This is a genomic window from Leptospira ryugenii (assembly GCF_003114855.1).
Classification (GTDB): Bacteria; Spirochaetota; Leptospiria; order Leptospirales; family Leptospiraceae; genus Leptospira_A; species Leptospira_A ryugenii.
Map to the genome: position 1 here is coordinate 99133 of NZ_BFBB01000001.1, position 18046 is coordinate 117178.

At 42.2% G+C, this 18046-nt stretch carries 17 protein-coding genes and 1 tRNA gene; 7 read left to right on the forward strand and 11 right to left on the reverse strand.

Features of this window, described 5'->3' with window-relative positions; genetic code table 11:
• Positions 1-233: 233 nt before the first annotated feature.
• Entirely contained in the window at positions 234-1412 is a 1179-nt protein-coding gene (locus DI060_RS00425) for an acyl-CoA dehydrogenase family protein (protein ID WP_108972542.1), read from the forward strand.
• A gap of 6 nt (positions 1413-1418) precedes the next feature.
• Here the strand turns inward: DI060_RS00425 and DI060_RS00430 are convergent, their stop codons facing one another.
• Positions 1419-2291 (reverse strand): LIC_13029 family protein, encoded by an 873-nt coding sequence (locus tag DI060_RS00430; RefSeq protein ID WP_108972544.1) that lies wholly within the window; start codon positions 2289-2291, stop codon positions 1419-1421.
• 106 nt (positions 2292-2397) lie between these two features.
• Between DI060_RS00430 and DI060_RS00435 the strand changes: the two genes are divergently transcribed.
• Together DI060_RS00435 and thrB are read left to right on the forward strand one after the other, a co-directional pair.
• On the forward strand, positions 2398-3915 hold the full coding sequence (locus tag DI060_RS00435; protein ID WP_135354962.1) for a phytoene desaturase family protein: 1518 nt from the start codon (positions 2398-2400) through the stop codon (positions 3913-3915).
• Positions 3916-3951: 36 nt separating this feature from the next.
• Positions 3952-4905: a homoserine kinase gene (gene thrB / locus DI060_RS00440; RefSeq protein ID WP_108972665.1), complete on the forward strand. Its 954-nt coding sequence runs from the start codon at positions 3952-3954 to the stop codon at positions 4903-4905.
• Positions 4906-4911: 6 nt separating this feature from the next.
• Here thrB and DI060_RS00445 read toward each other — a convergent pair whose 3' ends face one another.
• The gene (locus tag DI060_RS00445) at positions 4912-5478 is read right to left on the reverse strand and encodes a hypothetical protein (RefSeq protein WP_244594233.1); all 567 of its coding nucleotides are present in this window, start codon (positions 5476-5478) and stop codon (positions 4912-4914) included.
• Positions 5479-5563: 85 nt separating this feature from the next.
• On the reverse strand, positions 5564-5893 hold the full coding sequence (locus DI060_RS00450) for a hypothetical protein (protein ID WP_108972550.1): 330 nt from the start codon (positions 5891-5893) through the stop codon (positions 5564-5566).
• 153 nt (positions 5894-6046) lie between these two features.
• Between DI060_RS00450 and DI060_RS00455 the strand changes: the two genes are divergently transcribed.
• On the forward strand, positions 6047-7096 hold the full coding sequence (locus tag DI060_RS00455) for a DsbA family protein (RefSeq protein ID WP_108972552.1): 1050 nt from the start codon (positions 6047-6049) through the stop codon (positions 7094-7096).
• 19 nt (positions 7097-7115) lie between these two features.
• A complete protein-coding gene (locus tag DI060_RS00460) occupies positions 7116-8099 on the forward strand; it encodes a malate dehydrogenase (RefSeq protein ID WP_108972554.1) in 984 nt (327 codons plus the stop codon).
• 32 nt (positions 8100-8131) lie between these two features.
• On the opposite strand, the gene DI060_RS00465 is transcribed toward DI060_RS00460, so the two are convergent.
• Positions 8132-9064, reverse strand: a complete 933-nt coding sequence (locus tag DI060_RS00465; protein ID WP_135354963.1) for an alpha/beta fold hydrolase — start codon at positions 9062-9064, stop codon at positions 8132-8134.
• 28 nt (positions 9065-9092) lie between these two features.
• Here DI060_RS00465 and DI060_RS00470 point away from each other — a divergent pair, with 28 nt between their 5' ends.
• On the forward strand, positions 9093-9545 hold the full coding sequence (locus DI060_RS00470; protein WP_108972667.1) for a MarR family winged helix-turn-helix transcriptional regulator: 453 nt from the start codon (positions 9093-9095) through the stop codon (positions 9543-9545).
• Here the strand turns inward: DI060_RS00470 and prmC are convergent.
• The 7 genes from prmC to fusA all read right to left on the reverse strand — a co-directional run bounded on the left by prmC (position 9534) and on the right by fusA (position 16336).
• Positions 9534-10397 carry a peptide chain release factor N(5)-glutamine methyltransferase gene (prmC, locus tag DI060_RS00475; protein ID WP_108972559.1) on the reverse strand — a complete coding sequence of 288 codons (864 nt, stop codon included), beginning with the start codon at positions 10395-10397 and terminating at the stop codon, positions 9534-9536. The genes DI060_RS00470 and prmC overlap by 12 nt on opposite strands.
• Positions 10398-10414: 17 nt before the next feature.
• Positions 10415-10487, reverse strand: a tRNA-Arg gene (locus DI060_RS00480).
• 1 nt (position 10488) lies between these two features.
• Entirely contained in the window at positions 10489-11133 is a 645-nt protein-coding gene (locus tag DI060_RS00485) for a Crp/Fnr family transcriptional regulator (RefSeq protein ID WP_108972561.1), read from the reverse strand.
• A gap of 3 nt (positions 11134-11136) precedes the next feature.
• Positions 11137-12186 (reverse strand): tetratricopeptide repeat protein, encoded by a 1050-nt coding sequence (locus tag DI060_RS00490; RefSeq protein WP_108972564.1) that lies wholly within the window; start codon positions 12184-12186, stop codon positions 11137-11139.
• Between the two features lie 19 nt (positions 12187-12205).
• A complete protein-coding gene (locus tag DI060_RS00495) occupies positions 12206-13438 on the reverse strand; it encodes an amidohydrolase family protein (protein WP_108972566.1) in 1233 nt (410 codons plus the stop codon).
• A complete protein-coding gene (locus DI060_RS00500; protein WP_108972568.1) occupies positions 13438-14082 on the reverse strand; it encodes an LIC_10271 family cell wall hydrolase in 645 nt (214 codons plus the stop codon). The genes DI060_RS00495 and DI060_RS00500 overlap by 1 nt, the downstream gene beginning before the upstream one ends.
• Before the next feature lie 136 nt (positions 14083-14218).
• Positions 14219-16336, reverse strand: coding sequence for an elongation factor G (gene fusA / locus DI060_RS00505; protein WP_108972570.1), 2118 nt, complete (start codon positions 16334-16336; stop codon positions 14219-14221).
• 130 nt (positions 16337-16466) lie between these two features.
• On the opposite strand from fusA, the gene DI060_RS00510 reads away from it, so the two are divergent.
• Entirely contained in the window at positions 16467-17996 is a 1530-nt protein-coding gene (locus DI060_RS00510) for a TrkH family potassium uptake protein (RefSeq protein ID WP_108972572.1), read from the forward strand.
• The last annotated feature ends 50 nt before the right edge of the window (positions 17997-18046 follow it).

Below are 18046 nucleotides of genomic sequence, written 5' to 3' on the forward strand. Positions count from 1 at the left end.
GCAAGTACAGAAGAATCAGTAAATAAATTTATTCATATTCCAAAGATTGTCATGTTGGTCCTTACTTTATTAGTAGATTCCCTTATCCAAATAAGACAGTCAATTTTGTCTAGATGTCTAGCTAATGTCAGTTAGTGTGCCTTTGTATTTTTTGTGGCAAATTTCGGGATTCTACGTAGAATCACTGAATATTTTTCGTTTACAATTCTTGAACCTGTACCAAATATTTAGGCATGACCACGATCTCTGAAAACCGAATGACAGACTTATTCCAACCCACAGATGCCCATGTATCCTTACGTGAGTCCGTGGCCAATTTTGCTGCAAAAGAACTGGATGAGCAGGCGAAAGAATACGATGAAACAGAAGGCTTTAACCTATCTCTTTTCAAGCGCCTAGGATCGGAACTGGGTCTATTCGGCATTACCATCCCTGAATCGGATGGGGGGCATGGTTTGGATGCGACTGCGAGTGTGATCATCCACGAGGAAATGTCCAAATATGATCCAGGTTTTACGCTTTCCTATTTAGCGCATGAAGTCTTATTCGTGAATAATTTTTATTATAGTGCAAATAAGGAACAACACCAGAGGTATTTGGACAAAGTGGTATCGGGTGAATGGATTGGTGGAATGGGTATGACAGAACCTGGAGCTGGGACCGATGTTTTAGGAATGACAACCCATACCGAACGAAAAGGGGACCGTTACATCATCAATGGAACCAAACAATACATAACCAATGGCTCGGTTGGGCAGGTCTTTGTTCTCTATACAAAATTGGATAAAAATGCAAAGAAAATGACCTCCTTTGTGATTGAATCGACATATAAGGGATTTTCTGTCGGGAAAAAGGAAGAGAAAATGGGTATGCGTTCCTCCCCAACCACCCAATTGGTCTTTGAGGACATGGAAGTCCCCCTTGAAAATTTACTTGGTACTGAAAATTCGGCCATCACCCACATGATGAGAAATTTGGAGATTGAACGGGTGACTTTAGCAGCACAATCTTTGGGCATCGCGGCTCGCTGTATCGATATCATGTGTGACCATGCCATGCGGCACCGAGAGGCATTTGGCAAAAAACTCTCTGAGTTTGGTCAGATCCAAAGGTTGATAGCTGACTCCTACGCAGAGTATTCTGCTGCACGAGCTTTGGTGTACCAAGTTGCACAAAGCATCTCACCGGAAACGAGAAATTCTCTAGGGGCAGCATCTGCTAAGTTAGTCGCCACACAAATGGCGGAGCGCGTTTCTCGGAGTGCGGTTCAGGTGTTAGGTGGATATGGCTACTGCCGCGAGTACCCAGTCGAGAGATTGCATAGAGATTCTATACTTCTATCCATTGGTGGTGGAACCAATGAGGCCATGCAAAAGAACATCATTTCTGATTTGAAAAAAGTTTGGGCTTAAGCAAACTCAAGCAGTTTGAAGATCCGTCTCCATTTGGTGTGCTACCTTTACGATCCATGAGCTGAAATAATTTCCTATGGATCGCAAAAGCAAAAGATCATACTCGGGTCTTTCCTTTTCTTTGATGCGAATGAGAGTCCGAATGGCCTCCGTATAGCGACCGCTAAAATCGAGCAAAGAGGTACCAGGAGGAAAAAAGTTTGCTACCACAACATATTGGTTTTCATCAAATCCATATTCATTCATCCAACCTTTGAGCAAGGATTCGCAGCTGTATTTGGATGCTAAGGCATGTTGAGCAACTAACAGATAGAACATGGACTCCAGAGCAAGCCAAGTAATTTCTGGGAAGGCAGTGGCAATCGCGGCAATGATTTGTTCACCGTTTTCGATTGTCTTTTTTAAATGGTTTACTTTCGTAAAATAGGCACCTAATTTGTTAAATGCTTTGATGTGTTGGATGATGGAATCCACCTCTTTTTTTTCGAGGCTTGTTTCTTTTTGCAAAAGAGAGGTAATGTCCTCTTTTGTTTTTTCTTGGCAGAGAAATTCTATGAACTGAAATACAATATCTATCGAAAACTGGGTATCTGATCCCTGCGAGTAGGCAACCTCTTTCTGGTAGGCGTCAAAACTACGGAAAATGAGGTATTCCATCTTTTCATTTTCTAATTGTGATACTGGCTTTAGGAGCTCCTTCATTGCCAAAATGAACTCAAATCGGCCTGCTTCTAGGTAACGGGCTTTTTGGTTTTTAAAGGTTCGGATCGTAATCTCTGGGTTCAAATGTAAGGCACCCATCCGGTATTCTGGTTGGCGCGCAAGAGATCTCCAAAGGAGTAAGGCGGGATCAACTTTCTTCCAGGATTCTTTAACCATATATTGTTTCCCTAACTAGCAATTTGCTCTTTTTTTAAACACAAGGAACGTCGGAGATACCAAAAAAAACGTTCCCTGTTCTTTTCTGATACTGGTTGCATAAGTCGTGCCAGTCTATCAGTCAATGGAAGAAATCTGGGATGCGATCGTTGTCGGCGGTGGTTTAGGAGGCCTTGCCTTTGCGAGCCGTTATGCCAAAGAAGGAAACCGAGTCCTTGTGCTGGAAAAAGGCATCCACCCAGGTGGCTGCGCATCTAGTTTTGACCGAGCTGGGTTTCGCTTTGAATCGGGTGCCACCACCGTGGTTGGTTGGGAGGAGGGGCTACCTCTCGCACAATTAGAAAGGGATCTGGGCATCCAATTCCCTAGAATCCCTCTCTCTCCTTCTATGGTGGTACTCTGGAAGGACAAAGAACTCATACGTTATCCTGAGCGAGAAAAGTGGCAGAAAGAAATTGCACGTGTCTTTGGCAAATCCAAGCGTATGGAATGGTTTTGGAGGTTTTTATTTTTTCTATCAGATGGGCTTTGGTCGATTTCTGGACGCTATTTACATTTTCCAATTGCGAATGGAAAAGATATTTTTAGACTTTTGCGAACACTTCGTCCGAAAGATATACTTATTTTTTGCGCTTCATTTTTGCCATTCCGTTGGGTTCTCAAAATCTTTGGATTGGAAGGGAAGGAGGAGTGGATATCTTTTTTGGATGAACAGTTGATGATCACAAACCAATGCAAATCAAAAGAGGCCCCTCTTTTAACGGCAGCAGCTGGTCTTTGTTATCCGAATTTAATCAACACGTACATACCAGGCGGGATTTTACGTCTCTCCGAAACCTTGGTAGAGTATTTAGAAAAAAACCGAGGAGAATGCCATCTCAAGGAAGAAGTAATCCGAATCAGGAAGGATGGTTCAGAGAGCGGACAGGATCTATTCCAAGTTGTAACGAAGAAATCAACCTACTATAGCAAGGTTGTTGTCTGCAATATTCCGATTTGGAATGTGGAACCTTTACTCTCAGAAGAGATTCCTGCGCGCTTGCACGCAATCCGAAGGTTTGAAGAAGGGATCTATAGTGCCTTTACCATGGGAGTCGTCTTGAGAACTAGCAGTTTGGTGCCCAAATCCTACCACTACCAGATCCATCTCTCCGCTCCTCTGCCTGAGGGAGGAGGGGATTCTATTTTTGTTTCTCTTTCTCATCCAGAAGATAAGCTGCGGTCACGAGATGGAGTGCTTGTGCTCTCGATATCCACTCACGTTTCCGATCCAGAGACTTGGAGAGAAAGGGGAAAAGACTACCAAAACCACAAACAAATCTGGGTAGATACCATCTTATCTCAGTTAGCTGAAAGTCTTCCCTGGTTCCGAAAGGAGGAGATCATCGCTTTACACTCTGCAAGTCCTCTTAGCTGGCAAACCTGGACGGGGAGGAAATTGGGCCGCGTGGGAGGGATTCCCTTTTCTTATTTTTCCAATCCCTTTCGTTTTCTATCCCCGAATGTTCTTTCTGTGAAAGGACTCTATCTATGTGGGGATACGGTTTACCCAGGGCAAGGAATCCCCGCTGTGGTTCTGGGCGGGAGCCATTTGGCCCAGAGACTGCAAAAGAAAGAGATTTGATTTTGTCCCCCCTTGGGCAAACCTATGCCCAAGAGTATGCCTTCTATTCCCAAAATCACCATCAAAGTTCCGGGTACTTCGGCAAACCTCGGACCGGGCTTCGATCTTATGGGCATGGCTCTCAAGATCTACAATCAATTCGAGTTTCAATTCCCTTCCCAAGCCAACTTCCAGAGTACAAACCATAAGGGAGAGTCCCTTCCGTTTGCGCCGGAAGATGATTTAGTGCAAGTCGCCTACCAGAGCTATTTCCGTGCCTTTTTGCCCGAAGTAGAGATTCCTAAATACGTCTGTAAGATGTGGATCGGCCTTCCTTTGAAAGGTGGGCTCGGTTCTTCTGCCTCAGCTATTGTGGCAGGATTGAGTTTGGCAAGAAGGGTGCATACGCTTGCATTTTCGAACGAAAGGCAAATCACAGACTCAGAGTTTTTACAATTTTTAGCAGAGTGGGAAGGACACCCTGACAATACTTTGCCCGCTTATTTAGGTGGATTTGTCTTTGCGACCTCCTGCCAAGGGGAACCTCTCCGTTACTTTCGGAAAAAATTTCCAGCATCCATCGCATTATTTTTGTTAACACCTGAGTATACAGTTTCGACAGAAGAATCTCGAAAAACTCTACCTGGCCTATACCCAACAAAAGATGTCATTTTTAATTTATCCCGTTTAGGTTCTTGGCTCTACTTTTTGGAAAAGCGAAGGTTTAGCGATTTAAAGAACGCATTGCAAGATAAATTACACACGCCTTATAGAATTACAGAGTCAAGTCCTCTCTTTCAAATTACGGAAAAGCTAGACCCTCATAAATTTGGGCATTGTCTTTCTGGCTCAGGGCCAAGTTTGTTGATCTTTACTGAAAGAAAAAATGCAGATAAATATAAATCAATTTTGGAGAATTTGATTGCGGAAGAGTTTAAGAAACAGAACATTCCCTATCAATTCAAACGCATACAGACAGATCATCTGGGAACCATAATCAAACAATCATAATTCCATTTAATCTTCTTGGTCTTCGCTATCTTCTTCTTTTCCAAAAGCGTACGTATCGTCCTTGAATCGAACCTTTCTATTGATGCCCGGTTGGATCTTTCCAATGGTAAATGTAAACTTCATTCTTTCTTTTCCGAGCTTATTGAAATAGAAAGAAGAACTCAATGCGATCTCAATAAAATTAACCATTCTATCTTTAATGATTTTATCTGAGATCCTAAATTCTGCAGGATGGCCAATAATTTCATAGGAATCAAAAGATTCTTTGTTCTCCATCTTGCCATATGTATCCATCCTTGGTGGTTTATAAAAGGAAGGTCCATTTCGTAGTACAGTGATGGTATAATCTTCTGAATCTCTACTTTTTTTGAATTGGAAGATTAAATGGTCTTCCGAGATTGCTTGGCAACGAGTTGCTAAATGTCCTGTTTTACATCCAACAGTAAAACTCCCAAATCGGCTGACTTCATCGATTGTGATGTCATAATGGTCACCAACTTGTACAGGGATGAAACGATCAGAATCCTTTCTTGAAAGAATGGGGTAAATAAACTGGTGGTATACGACCCCCATTAGTCCCAAAACAGAAAGTAGTAATACGCCACTAAGAAGAATTAGGAATCCATCTTGGATGGCTATTGCTAAAGATACCAGTGGATTACCGCTTAATATCGATCTTGTGGTCTTTCTGTTTTGGCAGTGCTCCGCCTGTGACCATGGAAAGCAGATCTTTCACTTCTTCCGCAGAAATGATTTGGTCTAACCTTTGTTCCAAAGTAGTAGGTGAGGGTTTCATAACCAAATCCTCTGGTTTTGGCCCCTTTTCCTCGTGGGCATTGGTTTCTTTTTTTGTGAGCTTCCCTTTTCCTATCTCTAGTTTAGGGTTCTGCTCACCCTTTCCATCGCTTGGCGTTAGGCCTGAGCTATTCGATGGCATGATGGCTGGTACGGCGCCTGGGCCCATACCTGGAATGGGTGAAAGATTCATAAATCCAAACCTCCGTTTTTGGGATCCGAGAGAACTCCCTTTCTCTCCAATTTCAACATCGGTCGCCAGGCATAATTCCTGAGTAAAAATCTAAAAAAAAATGCCAATTTTTTCCGTTTGATTTGCCTCTTTGGCGAGGAAATGCTGGTTTTGATGGAAAATTCGAACCAAAAATGGATAGAGCAACCTCTATCAAAGATCGTGACTGGACTTGCGGTATTGTTTGCCCTTGTCGCAGCTATCTCCCTCCCTTCCTTTGTAGAGAACTTCTTTCTCGCAGATGCCGTTATGATCGGTGGAAAACGTTATGATATTAACGATGTTAAGAAGACTTCACCTGTCGCATTTTCAAAGTTTCAGACTGAGTACCAGTCCTTAGTTAAGAATACTCTCAGTGAGTTTGCCCAAGACAAACTTTTTGAACTTGTTGCCAAAGAAAAAAACATTAAACCTTCGGAGGTTTTATCTCAGGGATTTGTGGCGACTGAACCGAGCAATGAAGAAATCCAGGCAGTATATACTCAATACAAACCACAGTTTGGTGGTAAATCTTTGGCAGAAGTTCGAGACCAAATCATTAAGGTTTTAAAGAACCAACAAGAACAACAACACAACCAAGGTGTATACAAAGAAATCGTTACAAAATACCCAGTTGAGTTCAAACTCCGCGAAATTGAACAAGTAAGAGTCTCGGTAGAAACAAAAGGAAATCCTTCGACTGGTAAAGAAGGTGCTAAGATTACTATCATTGAGTTCTCAGACTTTGAATGCCCATTCTGCAAAAGAAGTCAGGACGTAAATCGTCGACTTAGAGAAAAATACAAAGATGACATCCAGTGGGTTTTCCGTGACTTTCCACTTCCATTTCATGAGAATGCAATGTATGCGCATATGGCTGCCAACTGTTCTATCCCTCAGAATAAATACTGGGATGTGTTCCAAGTTCTCTTTGAAAATTCGGGAAATTTATCTCCAGGTAACGTAGATTATTTGGTCACGAAAGCAGGTCTCAATGCAGAGAAATACCAAGCTTGTATGAAAGACAAAAAGAAACTCCAAGCAGAAATAGATTCAGATATTGAAGACGGCCAAAAAGTTGGGGTGAATGGAACTCCTGCCTTTTTTATAAATGGAATCTTTGTGTCAGGGGCCCTTCCATTTGAAAACTTTGACGAAATCATCCAAAAAGAATTAAACAAATAGAATCGGAGAACATAAAGACATGGGAAATACAGTAAAAGTTGCAGTGACAGGAGCAGCAGGCCAGATCGGCTATGCTTTGTTATTTAGAATTGCTTCGGGACAAATGTTTGGACCAGACACTGCAGTTGAGCTTCAGTTATTAGAGTTAGAGCAGGCACTTCCTGCGGCCAAAGGTGTGATTATGGAGTTGGATGACTGTGCGTTTCCTCTCCTTCACAAAGTCAGTGTAACTTCGAGTGTTGACGAAGCATTCAAGAATGTGAATTGGGCTCTCTTGGTTGGATCGGTTCCAAGAAAAGCTGGAATGGAACGAGGCGACCTTTTGAAAATCAACGGTGGTATCTTTACCATCCAAGGAAAGGCAATTGAGAAAAATGCGGCAAGCGACGTGAGAGTACTTGTTGTCGGCAACCCATGCAATACAAACGCCCTCATTGCCATGAACAATGCAAAAGGGGTTCCTAGTGATCGTTGGTTTGCGATGACTGGACTCGATGAAAATAGAGCCAAGACACAACTTGCGCAGAAAGCAGGTGTTTTAGTAAAAGAGGTAACAAACGTTGCCATTTGGGGGAACCACTCAGCGACCCAGTATCCAGATTTTTACAATGCGAAGATCCAAGGTAAGCCTGCAACATCGCTTATTTCGGACGAAGCGTGGTTGAAAACAGACTTTATCTCCACTGTCCAAAAACGTGGAGCCGCTATCATTGCAGCACGTGGCGCTTCTTCAGCGGCATCTGCAGCAAATGCAGTTGTGGATACTGTTCGGAATATAGTTACTCCTACAAAACCAGGAGATTGGTTTAGTGCAGCTTGTACTTCAAATGGAGAATATGGGGTTGAGAAGGGTCTTATCTTTGGTTATCCACTCAAATCAGATGGCAAGAAAGTCGAGATCGTGACAGGTCTTGAGATCAATGCATTTGGGAAGGAAAAGTTTGACATCACCCACAAAGAACTGATCGAAGAGAGAAACGAAGTCAAAGATATGCTTGGATAGGCATAAGAGTCTCAAGTATATTTGCCTCCTTTCTATAGAGAGAGGAGGCTCTCCCTTTCTAGCCAATTTTCATATCGCATCCAAAACTCTTCTGGTTCTTCCCAAAAGGGATAATGTGCACTCTTCTCAAATACAAATTTCTTAAGCCTTGGATTCTGAATACAAACTGGATCCCAAGTAAAATGGGGAGCCACTTGAAAATCATACCTTCCCAAGAACAAAGCGGCAGGGATCTGGAGTTCCGATAACAGAGCTTTGCTGTCGATGTTGGCAAATTCTTTACCAAATAAATGGTCGAAGGCCAATCGGTTGGTTTTGATGCCTGACCAAAAATGAGATGAGTCTGTCTTCCAATCAAAAAATGCAAGTGCCTCTTCTTTCCGACAGTAATGGATAAAAAAATGCTCCGGACTCTCTTTGCAATCTGCTTCAAATCTGAGTTGGTTGGCTAGGTTTCTTTCCTTACGTTCCTTCGTTGCCAATTGCTCAAAATAAGGTTCTCGAGCGAAAAGCGGAGCACCGTGGTTCGGACCAGTGCCCACGAGTGAAAGGCTCGAAAAACGCTTTGGCTGCGCGTGTGCCAGTAACAATGCCATATACCCATGTCCTGAATGTCCGAACAAATGGATAGGAACTTCATTCGGGATGCTGTGCGCTATGTATTCTGTAAAGTCAGAGATTACCCATGAAAGTTCATAGTCCTCTACGCTATCCTTTGTTCTTTGTAGGTGTGCAAAACCGCGGTGGTCCATCACGATCACTTGGTATTTTTCCAGAATCTTTGCCTCTGAAAGAAGCCTTGGGTAAAAAAGGTGTGAACCAGGCAAAAAGAGTGCTGAGTCTCGTTTGGGGCTTGCACTTATGCCAAAGGAAAAACCATCACGTTTCCAATATTCAATTTTCCATTCCATATAGTTGCAATATACAACTATATGGTTGTGGATTGCAACTATAATTCTTGCCAAGATGAGAAAAGATTTTTTACTGAGAGATATGGAAGCAAAGCAGTCATCTTTTGGCCTTCATCTGAGCGATACACTTTTACTGATGAGAAAGTACCTTTCTCTGCAATTTCAAAATTCTAATTCTGAACTTAGGTTTGAAGACTGGATGGCTTTGCTCCCCGTTTGGGAACGACCTGGGATCTCTCAGAAAGAACTCTCGGAAGCTTTGGTTCGGGACAAAACAACTATCTCTCGTCTAGTAGATGTATGGGTTAACAAAGCCTGGGTCGAAAGAAAGGCCGATCCCAATGATAAACGTCTCTACCGACTTTATCTTAGCACCAAGGGCGAGAAGGTTTGGAAAAAAGGGCTACCTTTGGTTGAAGATGCAGACCGTGTGTTTAGGAGTGGTCTGACCTCTCAGGAAGAGAAAACGTTTTATCAACTACTATTCCAATTGCGATCTTCTGTTCTCTTGGAAATGGAAAATTCAAATCATTGATTTTCCGATGATAAACCTATCTTTGCTAGAGCTATCTTTGATGATCTCGATATCGCCCAATGAGAAAGTAGAGGCTAAGTCTGCAAGTTTGTGAATGAACTTTGGATGTGTCTCGATCGCAAAGACTCCTGTGGGAATTAAGTGATCAGCAAACGATTGAAATATCTGTTTATGAAATTCGAAAATATTTTCTATGAATAGAGCCTGGTGCGGCTCATAAGCTACAACATCTTTCATGATGTCCTCTTTTTCTTCAAGAGGTATGTAGGGTGGGTTAGAAAGTATGAGATCAAACTTTACTTCTGAAGACAGTTTGTTCGCAAGATCTGAAAGGATAAAGTTGCACCTATCATTAACTTGCAAATTTTCCGCATTTTTTTTTGCGACATTCAAACTTTCCTCAGAAATATCTGTAAGGGTAACAAAGAAATGAGGAAATAGTTTTGCAAGGCTAAGTCCAATGCAACCACTCCCTGTCCCTAAATCCCAAAGTTGAAGAGGTTTATCCTCCTTTTCATATCGCAATCGAATGAGTTCTACCAGTTCCTCTGTTTCGGGTCTTGGAATGAGAACCGATTCGTTTACAAAAAAGTCAAATTGATGGAATCCTTTTTTTCCAATGATGTAAGCAACAGGTTTGGATTTGCTCCGGTCCACAATCCTCTCTCTATACTCTTCAATTTCTTTCGAGGATAGAGGCATTTCAAATTTTGCATACAGTTGAATTCTTGTTAATCGAAGCAAATCAGCAAGTATCCATTCAGCATCGGTTCTTGCCGAAGGTATCCCTTTTTTTTTCAGGAAATCTGTAGACTTGTTGAGGAAATGAAGGATGTTATTGGGATCGGTCATGGAAATGATGCAAACCTTGCCCCCGACAGGATTCGAACCTGTGTCCCCAGTTTAGGAAACTAGTGCTCTATCCACCTGAGCTACGGGAGCTTTATGATGGTTTACGTTTCTGATTCACAATCCTTTGGAAGTCGTTGATATTGTGAATAACAATTTTATCTGGATACAAATCTAATTTGCCTGTTTTTACATATTGCATGATGACTTTTTGCACCTCACCAACTGGTTGTGCACACCAGTTGGCAATATCATCTACAGTGGCATTCAGAATGATTTCATTGTAGGTATCATTGTTGTACTGTTTTTCATAGAGCATGACAAAGACATCGCAGACTTTACCCACCATATCATCCATTAGCAGTATCATAAGGCGGCGCTTTTGGTCGTAAATTCTGGATGAAAAGATATGAAGTAGTTTCATCGCCAAAGCTGGGTTTTTGGTCATGAGCATTTCAAAATTCGCTCTGTTGAAGTTTAGAGCCTTTACTTCTGTGACCGCAATGGCTGTAGCTGACCTAGGCTGCTCTTCGAGAATCGCCATCTCTCCGAGGATATCTCCCGCTTCGAGGATATCGAGTGTCTTGATGGAAGTGCCAATCGTTTTTGTGATCTTTACCTTTCCTTCTTTGATAAGATAAAAATCATTTCCTGGTTCATACTCACAGAAAAGCACTTCATTGGGCTCAAACACCTTCCCAAATTTCCCAAACATTGCTTCTAACATTTGGTCATTCATCACTTACCTCCCTTTTAGTTTTTTCTTGGCATCTTCTGAGATGCTATCATCGAGAGGAGGGATGTTGACAACTTTCTGGAAAAACTGGTTTGCTTTGTCGCGGTCACCATTGGCCTCGGTGGCTAGAGCCAAATGGTAGAGGTTTTCTTTGAGCAACATACCTTTGGGGTATTTTTTGATATAACTAGAAAAGATGCCTATGCTGGCTGCAAAATCCTTACTTTTATAGAGGACTTTTCCGTAATGGAAGAGTGAGTTTTCCACCAATTGCTCTTCTTCCTGTGTGACTGTGTCTGTGCGATCAGAGAGATCCTTATAGATATTTGCGGCATCCTCATACTTCAAGGCATTGAACAAAGTTGAGGCTTTATCAAAGAGAGCTTGGATGGAATTGGGATCGATAGAGGATGGGGTATTGTCCTTTGTGACGGCAGCAGTGCGGAGCATTTCCTGTAACTTTCCTGTTTGTGAGCCAGGTTCTGGTTTGTAGACTAGATCAGGAACACTCAATGGGAAAGGCGTTTTTTTGGAAGCGAAGTCTTGCAATTGTTTGGCACGGTCTACGTACGTTCCGTCCGGATAGTGAGAAAGGTACTGATTGAAAGCATATACAGCATGTTCGTAATTCCCATTTTTATAAAAAACCTCTGCGACGTTCATCAGCTCGAAAGCGGGATTTTTGGCCTCCCCTTGGCCTAGAATTTCCCTGACTTGCCTATGGACCTGTCGCAATTGGCTAGAGAATACCTTTAGCATCTTGATGATTAAGTGTGTTTTATCACTAACGAATTTTTCAAATTCTGGGACTTTGAAGACGAGAACTGTTGCAGCGCCGATGACTTGTGCCGTCTCCTCTCTAGGGTAGCGACCGATGGCACTCTTTACGCCAAAAAATTCACCGATCTTAACATCTTCTTTGAGCTCCACGCCGTTGATATTTGTATAGGTAAGTACTACTCTTCCTTTTTGAAGAACAAAGATATCCTCTGCCTTGTCTTTCTCAAAATAGACAATTGAACCGCCTTTATAATTTCGAACAATTGGACCAGACAAGGATTTCCTCTTTAGCGTTTCATTTTTCGGAAACAGGCAAAAAAGCCAATTCCTTTTTGTATCCAAGGCTTGCGGAAACTTGATTTAATAAGGAGACTGGCGATCCCGCTACAATTTTATCCTGATCCTTCCAGATAATTCTCTCAAAGTTGGTCCTCATCTCTGTAAATATTTTTTCGTAGAGTGGGGAGCCCCAGGAAGGGTTTCCGTCTATGACCATTAAATCTATGGAAGAAGTAGTGAGTTTTGATAGAAAGTTTTCTTCCGCCTCCGCTGTAGAGGAAATTAGGATAAAATCGGCTGTTTTTCCAGGGCTAAGTTGGCCAACTTTTGGATCGCGGATTGCATTTGCTGCATTTTGCGTTATCCATTGTAAAATCGTCTCATCACTGAGTTCTGCATCGTATAGTTTTTCAAATATTTCTTTTGCAAAGCGTATCTCTTCCAATAAATGCAATGAGCCCGAAGGGGAGAAGTCTGTGCCAAGACAAACATTTACACCTGAGTCCAAAAATAGCTTTATATTTGTAGTTTTTCCAAAGATGTGAATGTTAGATGATGGGCACCAAACGACTGTTGCTTTGTTTTTTGCGATGATGTCTACTTCTCTCTGGCCAAATGGGAGGCAATGAACGAGAACAGAGTTCGGACCTAGCGCATTCATTTTTTCAAGTCTTCGTAAAGAGACGATGGATTCCTCGTCAATGCCTTCCCCTAAATGGGTAATGAATGGACGATTGTTTTCCTCGGCCAATTTATATTCTAAGGCGGCACCTTCTCCCCAATTTAAGCTATAGTTACCAATTGAATGGGCAAGGTAGTAATTGTTGACCAGTTTCGTTGGAAGAGTTTCAGAAAATGGTTTCGAAATATGCGTAGGGATATGGTCAAATACCATACTCACACCGGAAAATAAATTTTTATAGGCACCTAGGTAGTACAATAACTCTGCATCGATTTGTTGTCGCTCTGCAAATACCGCAGATGACTTATATAAATTATCAAAAGACAACCAGGATATATGTTTGTTTTCTCCACCTACTTTTGGCAAATAAGAGGCGAGAAGGTGGTCATGCATATTGATAAAACTTGGTAAGACTAATGATTGATTTCCATCGTAGCTAGGAAGAGATGCGTTCCAGTCTCCACTCTCTCCCATGGCCGTGATGAGGCTACCTTCGACTTGTAGAGAACCTAAAACAAACTCTTTCTTGTTCCAAATTTTGACATTTTTTAAAATAAAGCCGGACATTATGAACTCCCGATCTGAAAGAATTGGATAGGATTGACTGCTGATTTGTTTTGGTTTACTTGGAAGTAAAGCCCTTTGTTTTTTGATATGGAACCAAGCCTTTGTTTTGCCTCTACATTTTGACCTTCATTTACGTAGACGCGTTCCAAGTTTCCATACACTGAATACCAGCCATTTTGGTGTTCGAGGATGACAAAGTTATCATATCCATCCATATAGTCGATATTGATCACTTTTCCAGGCAATGTAGACCTAACATAGCCCGGATTTAATTTTGTAAATTCTACACCTTTGTGAGGAATATGGCTAGTATCAGAAAACGGATGTTTAATGGACTCCCTTTGGGAGAGAGGGAAGTTTGGTTTACCGGGAGGTTTTTTTTCTTTTAACTCTTCCGAACTAGGCCCGAGGCTTTTCACGCGAATGGTCTCGTCTACATATAGGGCATCAGAAACAGTTCTTCCATTCCATGAGGCTAGTGTTTTTGGGTCGAGGTTGAACTTTCTTGCTGTTGAATACCAACTATCACCAGCTTGCACACGATAGGTGCCGGCCTTTTTTTCATCCTTTTCCCGTCCATGGATCGATAGGACAAAAAGAAAAGAGCCAATCAGTGATACGGAAACTAAAATCGATTTCTGCATGGCATCGGTATCCCAATTATCGACAGAGTTCTGCCTGGTAGGCTAGGAAATTAACTATCTCGCTCGGTAAAAAAGACAAAAAAAAAGGCAGGTTTCCACCTGCCTTTTGTGACTTGTTCCAAAGACCAAGCTATGATTATTCGTCGTCTTTGCTATTGACTTTGTATTTTTTCATTAACTCTTCGGCCACGTTTCTTGGGACAGGAGCATACTTGGAAAATTCCATAGCAAACTCTGCCTTTCCTTGTGTGGAGGAACGAAGCACAGTGGAGTAACCAAACATGTCCGCGAGAGGGACTTCAGCTTCAATCTTTGCATAGCCACCTTCCTCGGTTGTGTTTAAGATCATACCTCGTCTTTGGTTAATGGAGGCAAGGATGGCACCTTGGAACTCAGACGGTCCTTCCACATCCACTTTCATGATTGGTTCTAGGATGATGGGAGCGGCTTTTGAGAAGCCTTGTCTGAATGCATACCGTGCACCAATTTGGAAGGCCATATCCGAGGAGTCCACATCGTGGTATGCTCCATCGTTGATTGTACAGCGAACTCCAATAATTGGGAATCCAATGAGCGATCCTCTTTCCAAACAGGAACGGAATCCTTTGTCGCAAGATCCAATGTACTCACGAGGGATAGATCCACCAACGATCTTATCTACAAATTCATAGTCCTTGCCTTCATCCAAAGGAATTGGATCCATGATGCCTGCCACACGTGAGAATTGTCCCTGGCCACCAGTTTGCTTTTTGTGAGTGTAATCAAAATCAGCAGATTTGGTGATGGTTTCGCGGTAGGCAACTTGCGGTGCTCCCGTCACTAAATCCACACCATACTCTCTCTTCATCCTTTCGATATAGACTTCTAAGTGCAATTCACCCATACCTTTGATGATGGTCTGGCCGGATTCCTTGTCCATTTCCGTTTGGAAAGTTGGGTCTTCTTTTGTGAATCGGTTCAATGCCTTTGCTAAGTTCGGGAGTTGTTTTGATTCTTTGCACTCGATGGTAAGGGAAATAACAGGGCTTGGAACAAACATTGATTCCATTGTTACTTTGACTTTTCCATCAGTGAATGTATCCCCTGAGGCACAATCAATACCAAAAAGGGCAACAATATCTCCAGCCTCTGCTTTGGTAATGTCTTCCATTTCATTGGAGTGCATACGCACCAATCTACCAACGTTGTGACGTTTGTTGTTGGAGGCATTGTAAATGGTCATACCTTTTTCGAGTTTGCCTTGGTAAACACGAACGTATGTTAGCTGCCCATACCTTCCATCTTCAAGTTTAAATGCTAAACAAACAAGAGGTTTTTCAGGGTCAGATTCCATGATGACTTCATTTTCTTCATTGCCTACTTCTTTGGCTCTGTTCACAACATCATAGGGAGAGGCTAAAAAGTCTGCTACGCCATCGAGTAGCTTTTGAACACCTTTGTTTTTGAAAGCTGATCCCATAAAAACAGGAACAAACTTAAGTTGGAGCACCCCTCGTCGGATTGCTTCCTTGATTCTTGCTTCAGTAGGTGTGCCTTCTAAAAGTTCTTCAGTCAATTCATCACTGAAGAGGGATACTGCATCGAGTAATCCTTCTCTTTTTTCTTCTGCTTGGGCTTTTAACTCCTCAGGGATTTCAGTGATTTTGATGTCCTGACCGTTGGGACCTTCGAAGTAATATGCCTTCATCTCAATGAGGTCTATGATTCCTTTTAGGTCGTTTTCCAATCCGATTGGGATTTGGACGGCATGTGCGTTTAGGTGTAATTTTTCTCTGAGTTGTTCGATCACACGCCAAGGGTTGGCACCAGTTCTGTCCAATTTGTTGATGAAGGCAACACGAGGGACACTGTATCGCTTCATCTGTCGGTCTACTGTGATGGACTGAGATTGCACACCCGCCACCCCACAGAGTACCATAATCGCTGAATCAAGTACCCTAAGGGAGCGCTCCACCTCGATGGTGAAATCCACGTGGCCTGGTGTGTCAATGATGTTGATGGTAATGTCTTTCCAAGTGGCGTAGGTAGCGGCTGACTGGATTGTAATCCCACGCTCACGCTCCAAGTCCATACTGTCCATAGTGGCACCAACGCCGTCTTTTCCGCGCACCTCATGGATGGCGTGGATTTTGTTCGTATAGAATAAAATACGTTCTGTCAGGGTGGTTTTCCCTGAGTCAATGTGTGCAGAAATTCCGATATTACGGATTTTCTCTAATTTTGGATCCCTTTTTGTCGCTGTCGTTGCGGTCATACATTCCCCGTAACAGAAATGAATACATTTCTTCTGATTCTACCAAGATCAGAAATTGAGCTGTTTTGTAAAGTACTTGGGCTTTTTTAGGTGGGCGAAATCCTAGGTCATCTAGGCATTCGGATATAGTATGTATTTATCACGTCTTAGGCGATTTTTTCGCACGATGTCTTTTGCCCGGGTTGTCTGCTTCGGTTTTCTCTCTGCCATCCTTTTAGGTTCTTTCTTTCTTTATGGAAATGAGGCGGGGAATCTGAGTTACGTGGATTCCGTTTACCTCTCTGCCTCAGCTATCTGTGTGACAGGCCTTTCGCCCATACCTATCAGCAGCCTTAGTTATTCTACTCATTGGATACTTTTGGTGCTCATCCAAATTGGTGGGCTCGGGATTATCAGTTTTACTGTTATCATAGGTTTTTTAATCAGTAAGGGCATATCGCGGAATACAAAATTTAATGCATTTGTGGTCGCTGCCATCGACAAAGATGATCCAAAGACGGACTCTATGTCAACAGGAGAAGTGAACCGTATTTTGATCTCGGTGGTGAATATTTCTTTCATCGTAGAGTTGTTAGGTGCTATTGGTTTGTTTTTGCACATGCCAGAGGCAGTAGAGGGAGACAACCCTCGTTGGTTTTTTTCACTCTTTACCTCTGTATCTGCTTTTAATAACGCAGGGTTTTCGATCGTGGATGATTTGAGTGGCCTTAGGGCAGAACCATTTTGTTTGTACATTGTGAGCGCATTAGTAATCTTAGGTGGTATTGGTTTTCCGGTTATCATTCTTTTAGAAAAGATTCTTCTCACCGTCATCTTTCGGATCGTAGACAGGATAGAAGTAGTGACAGAGACTTTGATGATGCGCAAGTCCTTAAAAACAGGAAAGATTCCCAAACTTTTATTTGTCCCTACTGTCCTTAGTGCTTTTTTGGAAGGGAGAATTGAAGATTATAACGACCACATACGAGGAGAATCAACAAGAATCCAATCAAAACTTTTAGTCTATGGCTCATTATTACTGATTTTATTTGGGACCTTGGGAGTTTATTTTTTAGAGGCTGGCAATCCACATACTTTGTCACCAATGGATGTTTCTGAAAGATTTGCGAATGCATTTTTTATCTCTGTCTGCTCTCGTACCGCAGGTTTTGCGACATTGGATTTTGGAAATCTAACTGACGCTTCCATCATTATCATAACAACTTTAATGTTTATCGGAGGTGGTCCGCAAGGAACGGCTGGCGGTATCAAAATCACAACATTCACTCTTCTATTAGCATATTTGAAAAATGTGATCCAGCCATCAAAACCAGTTATGTTGTTTGGTGAGGTGATTTCTAAAAACTCAGTAGCAGTGGCTATCCGAGTTTATTTTTTAGCTACCTTAGTATTTGCAGGCGCTTTTATTGTATTGGGTGTGTTAGATGGGAATCAACATTCGCTGCATGTGATTTTCTTTGAACTCGTTTCTGCATTCTCCACAGTTGGGTTCAGTTTGAACTTGACATCACAGCTTGCCGATGTAGAAAAAATTCTTTATGTTTTCCTTATGTTTGTGGGTAGAGTCGGAATTTTTACAGTTCTTATCGCTGCCACAGGTCATTCGGGCGTACCAAAGATGGGCGCAAGTGACGATGGAGTAAAAATACAAGTAGGTTAAGGGAAAATTCGCTTTACTAGAATATATAAAATCAATAAAACAAAGAGAGA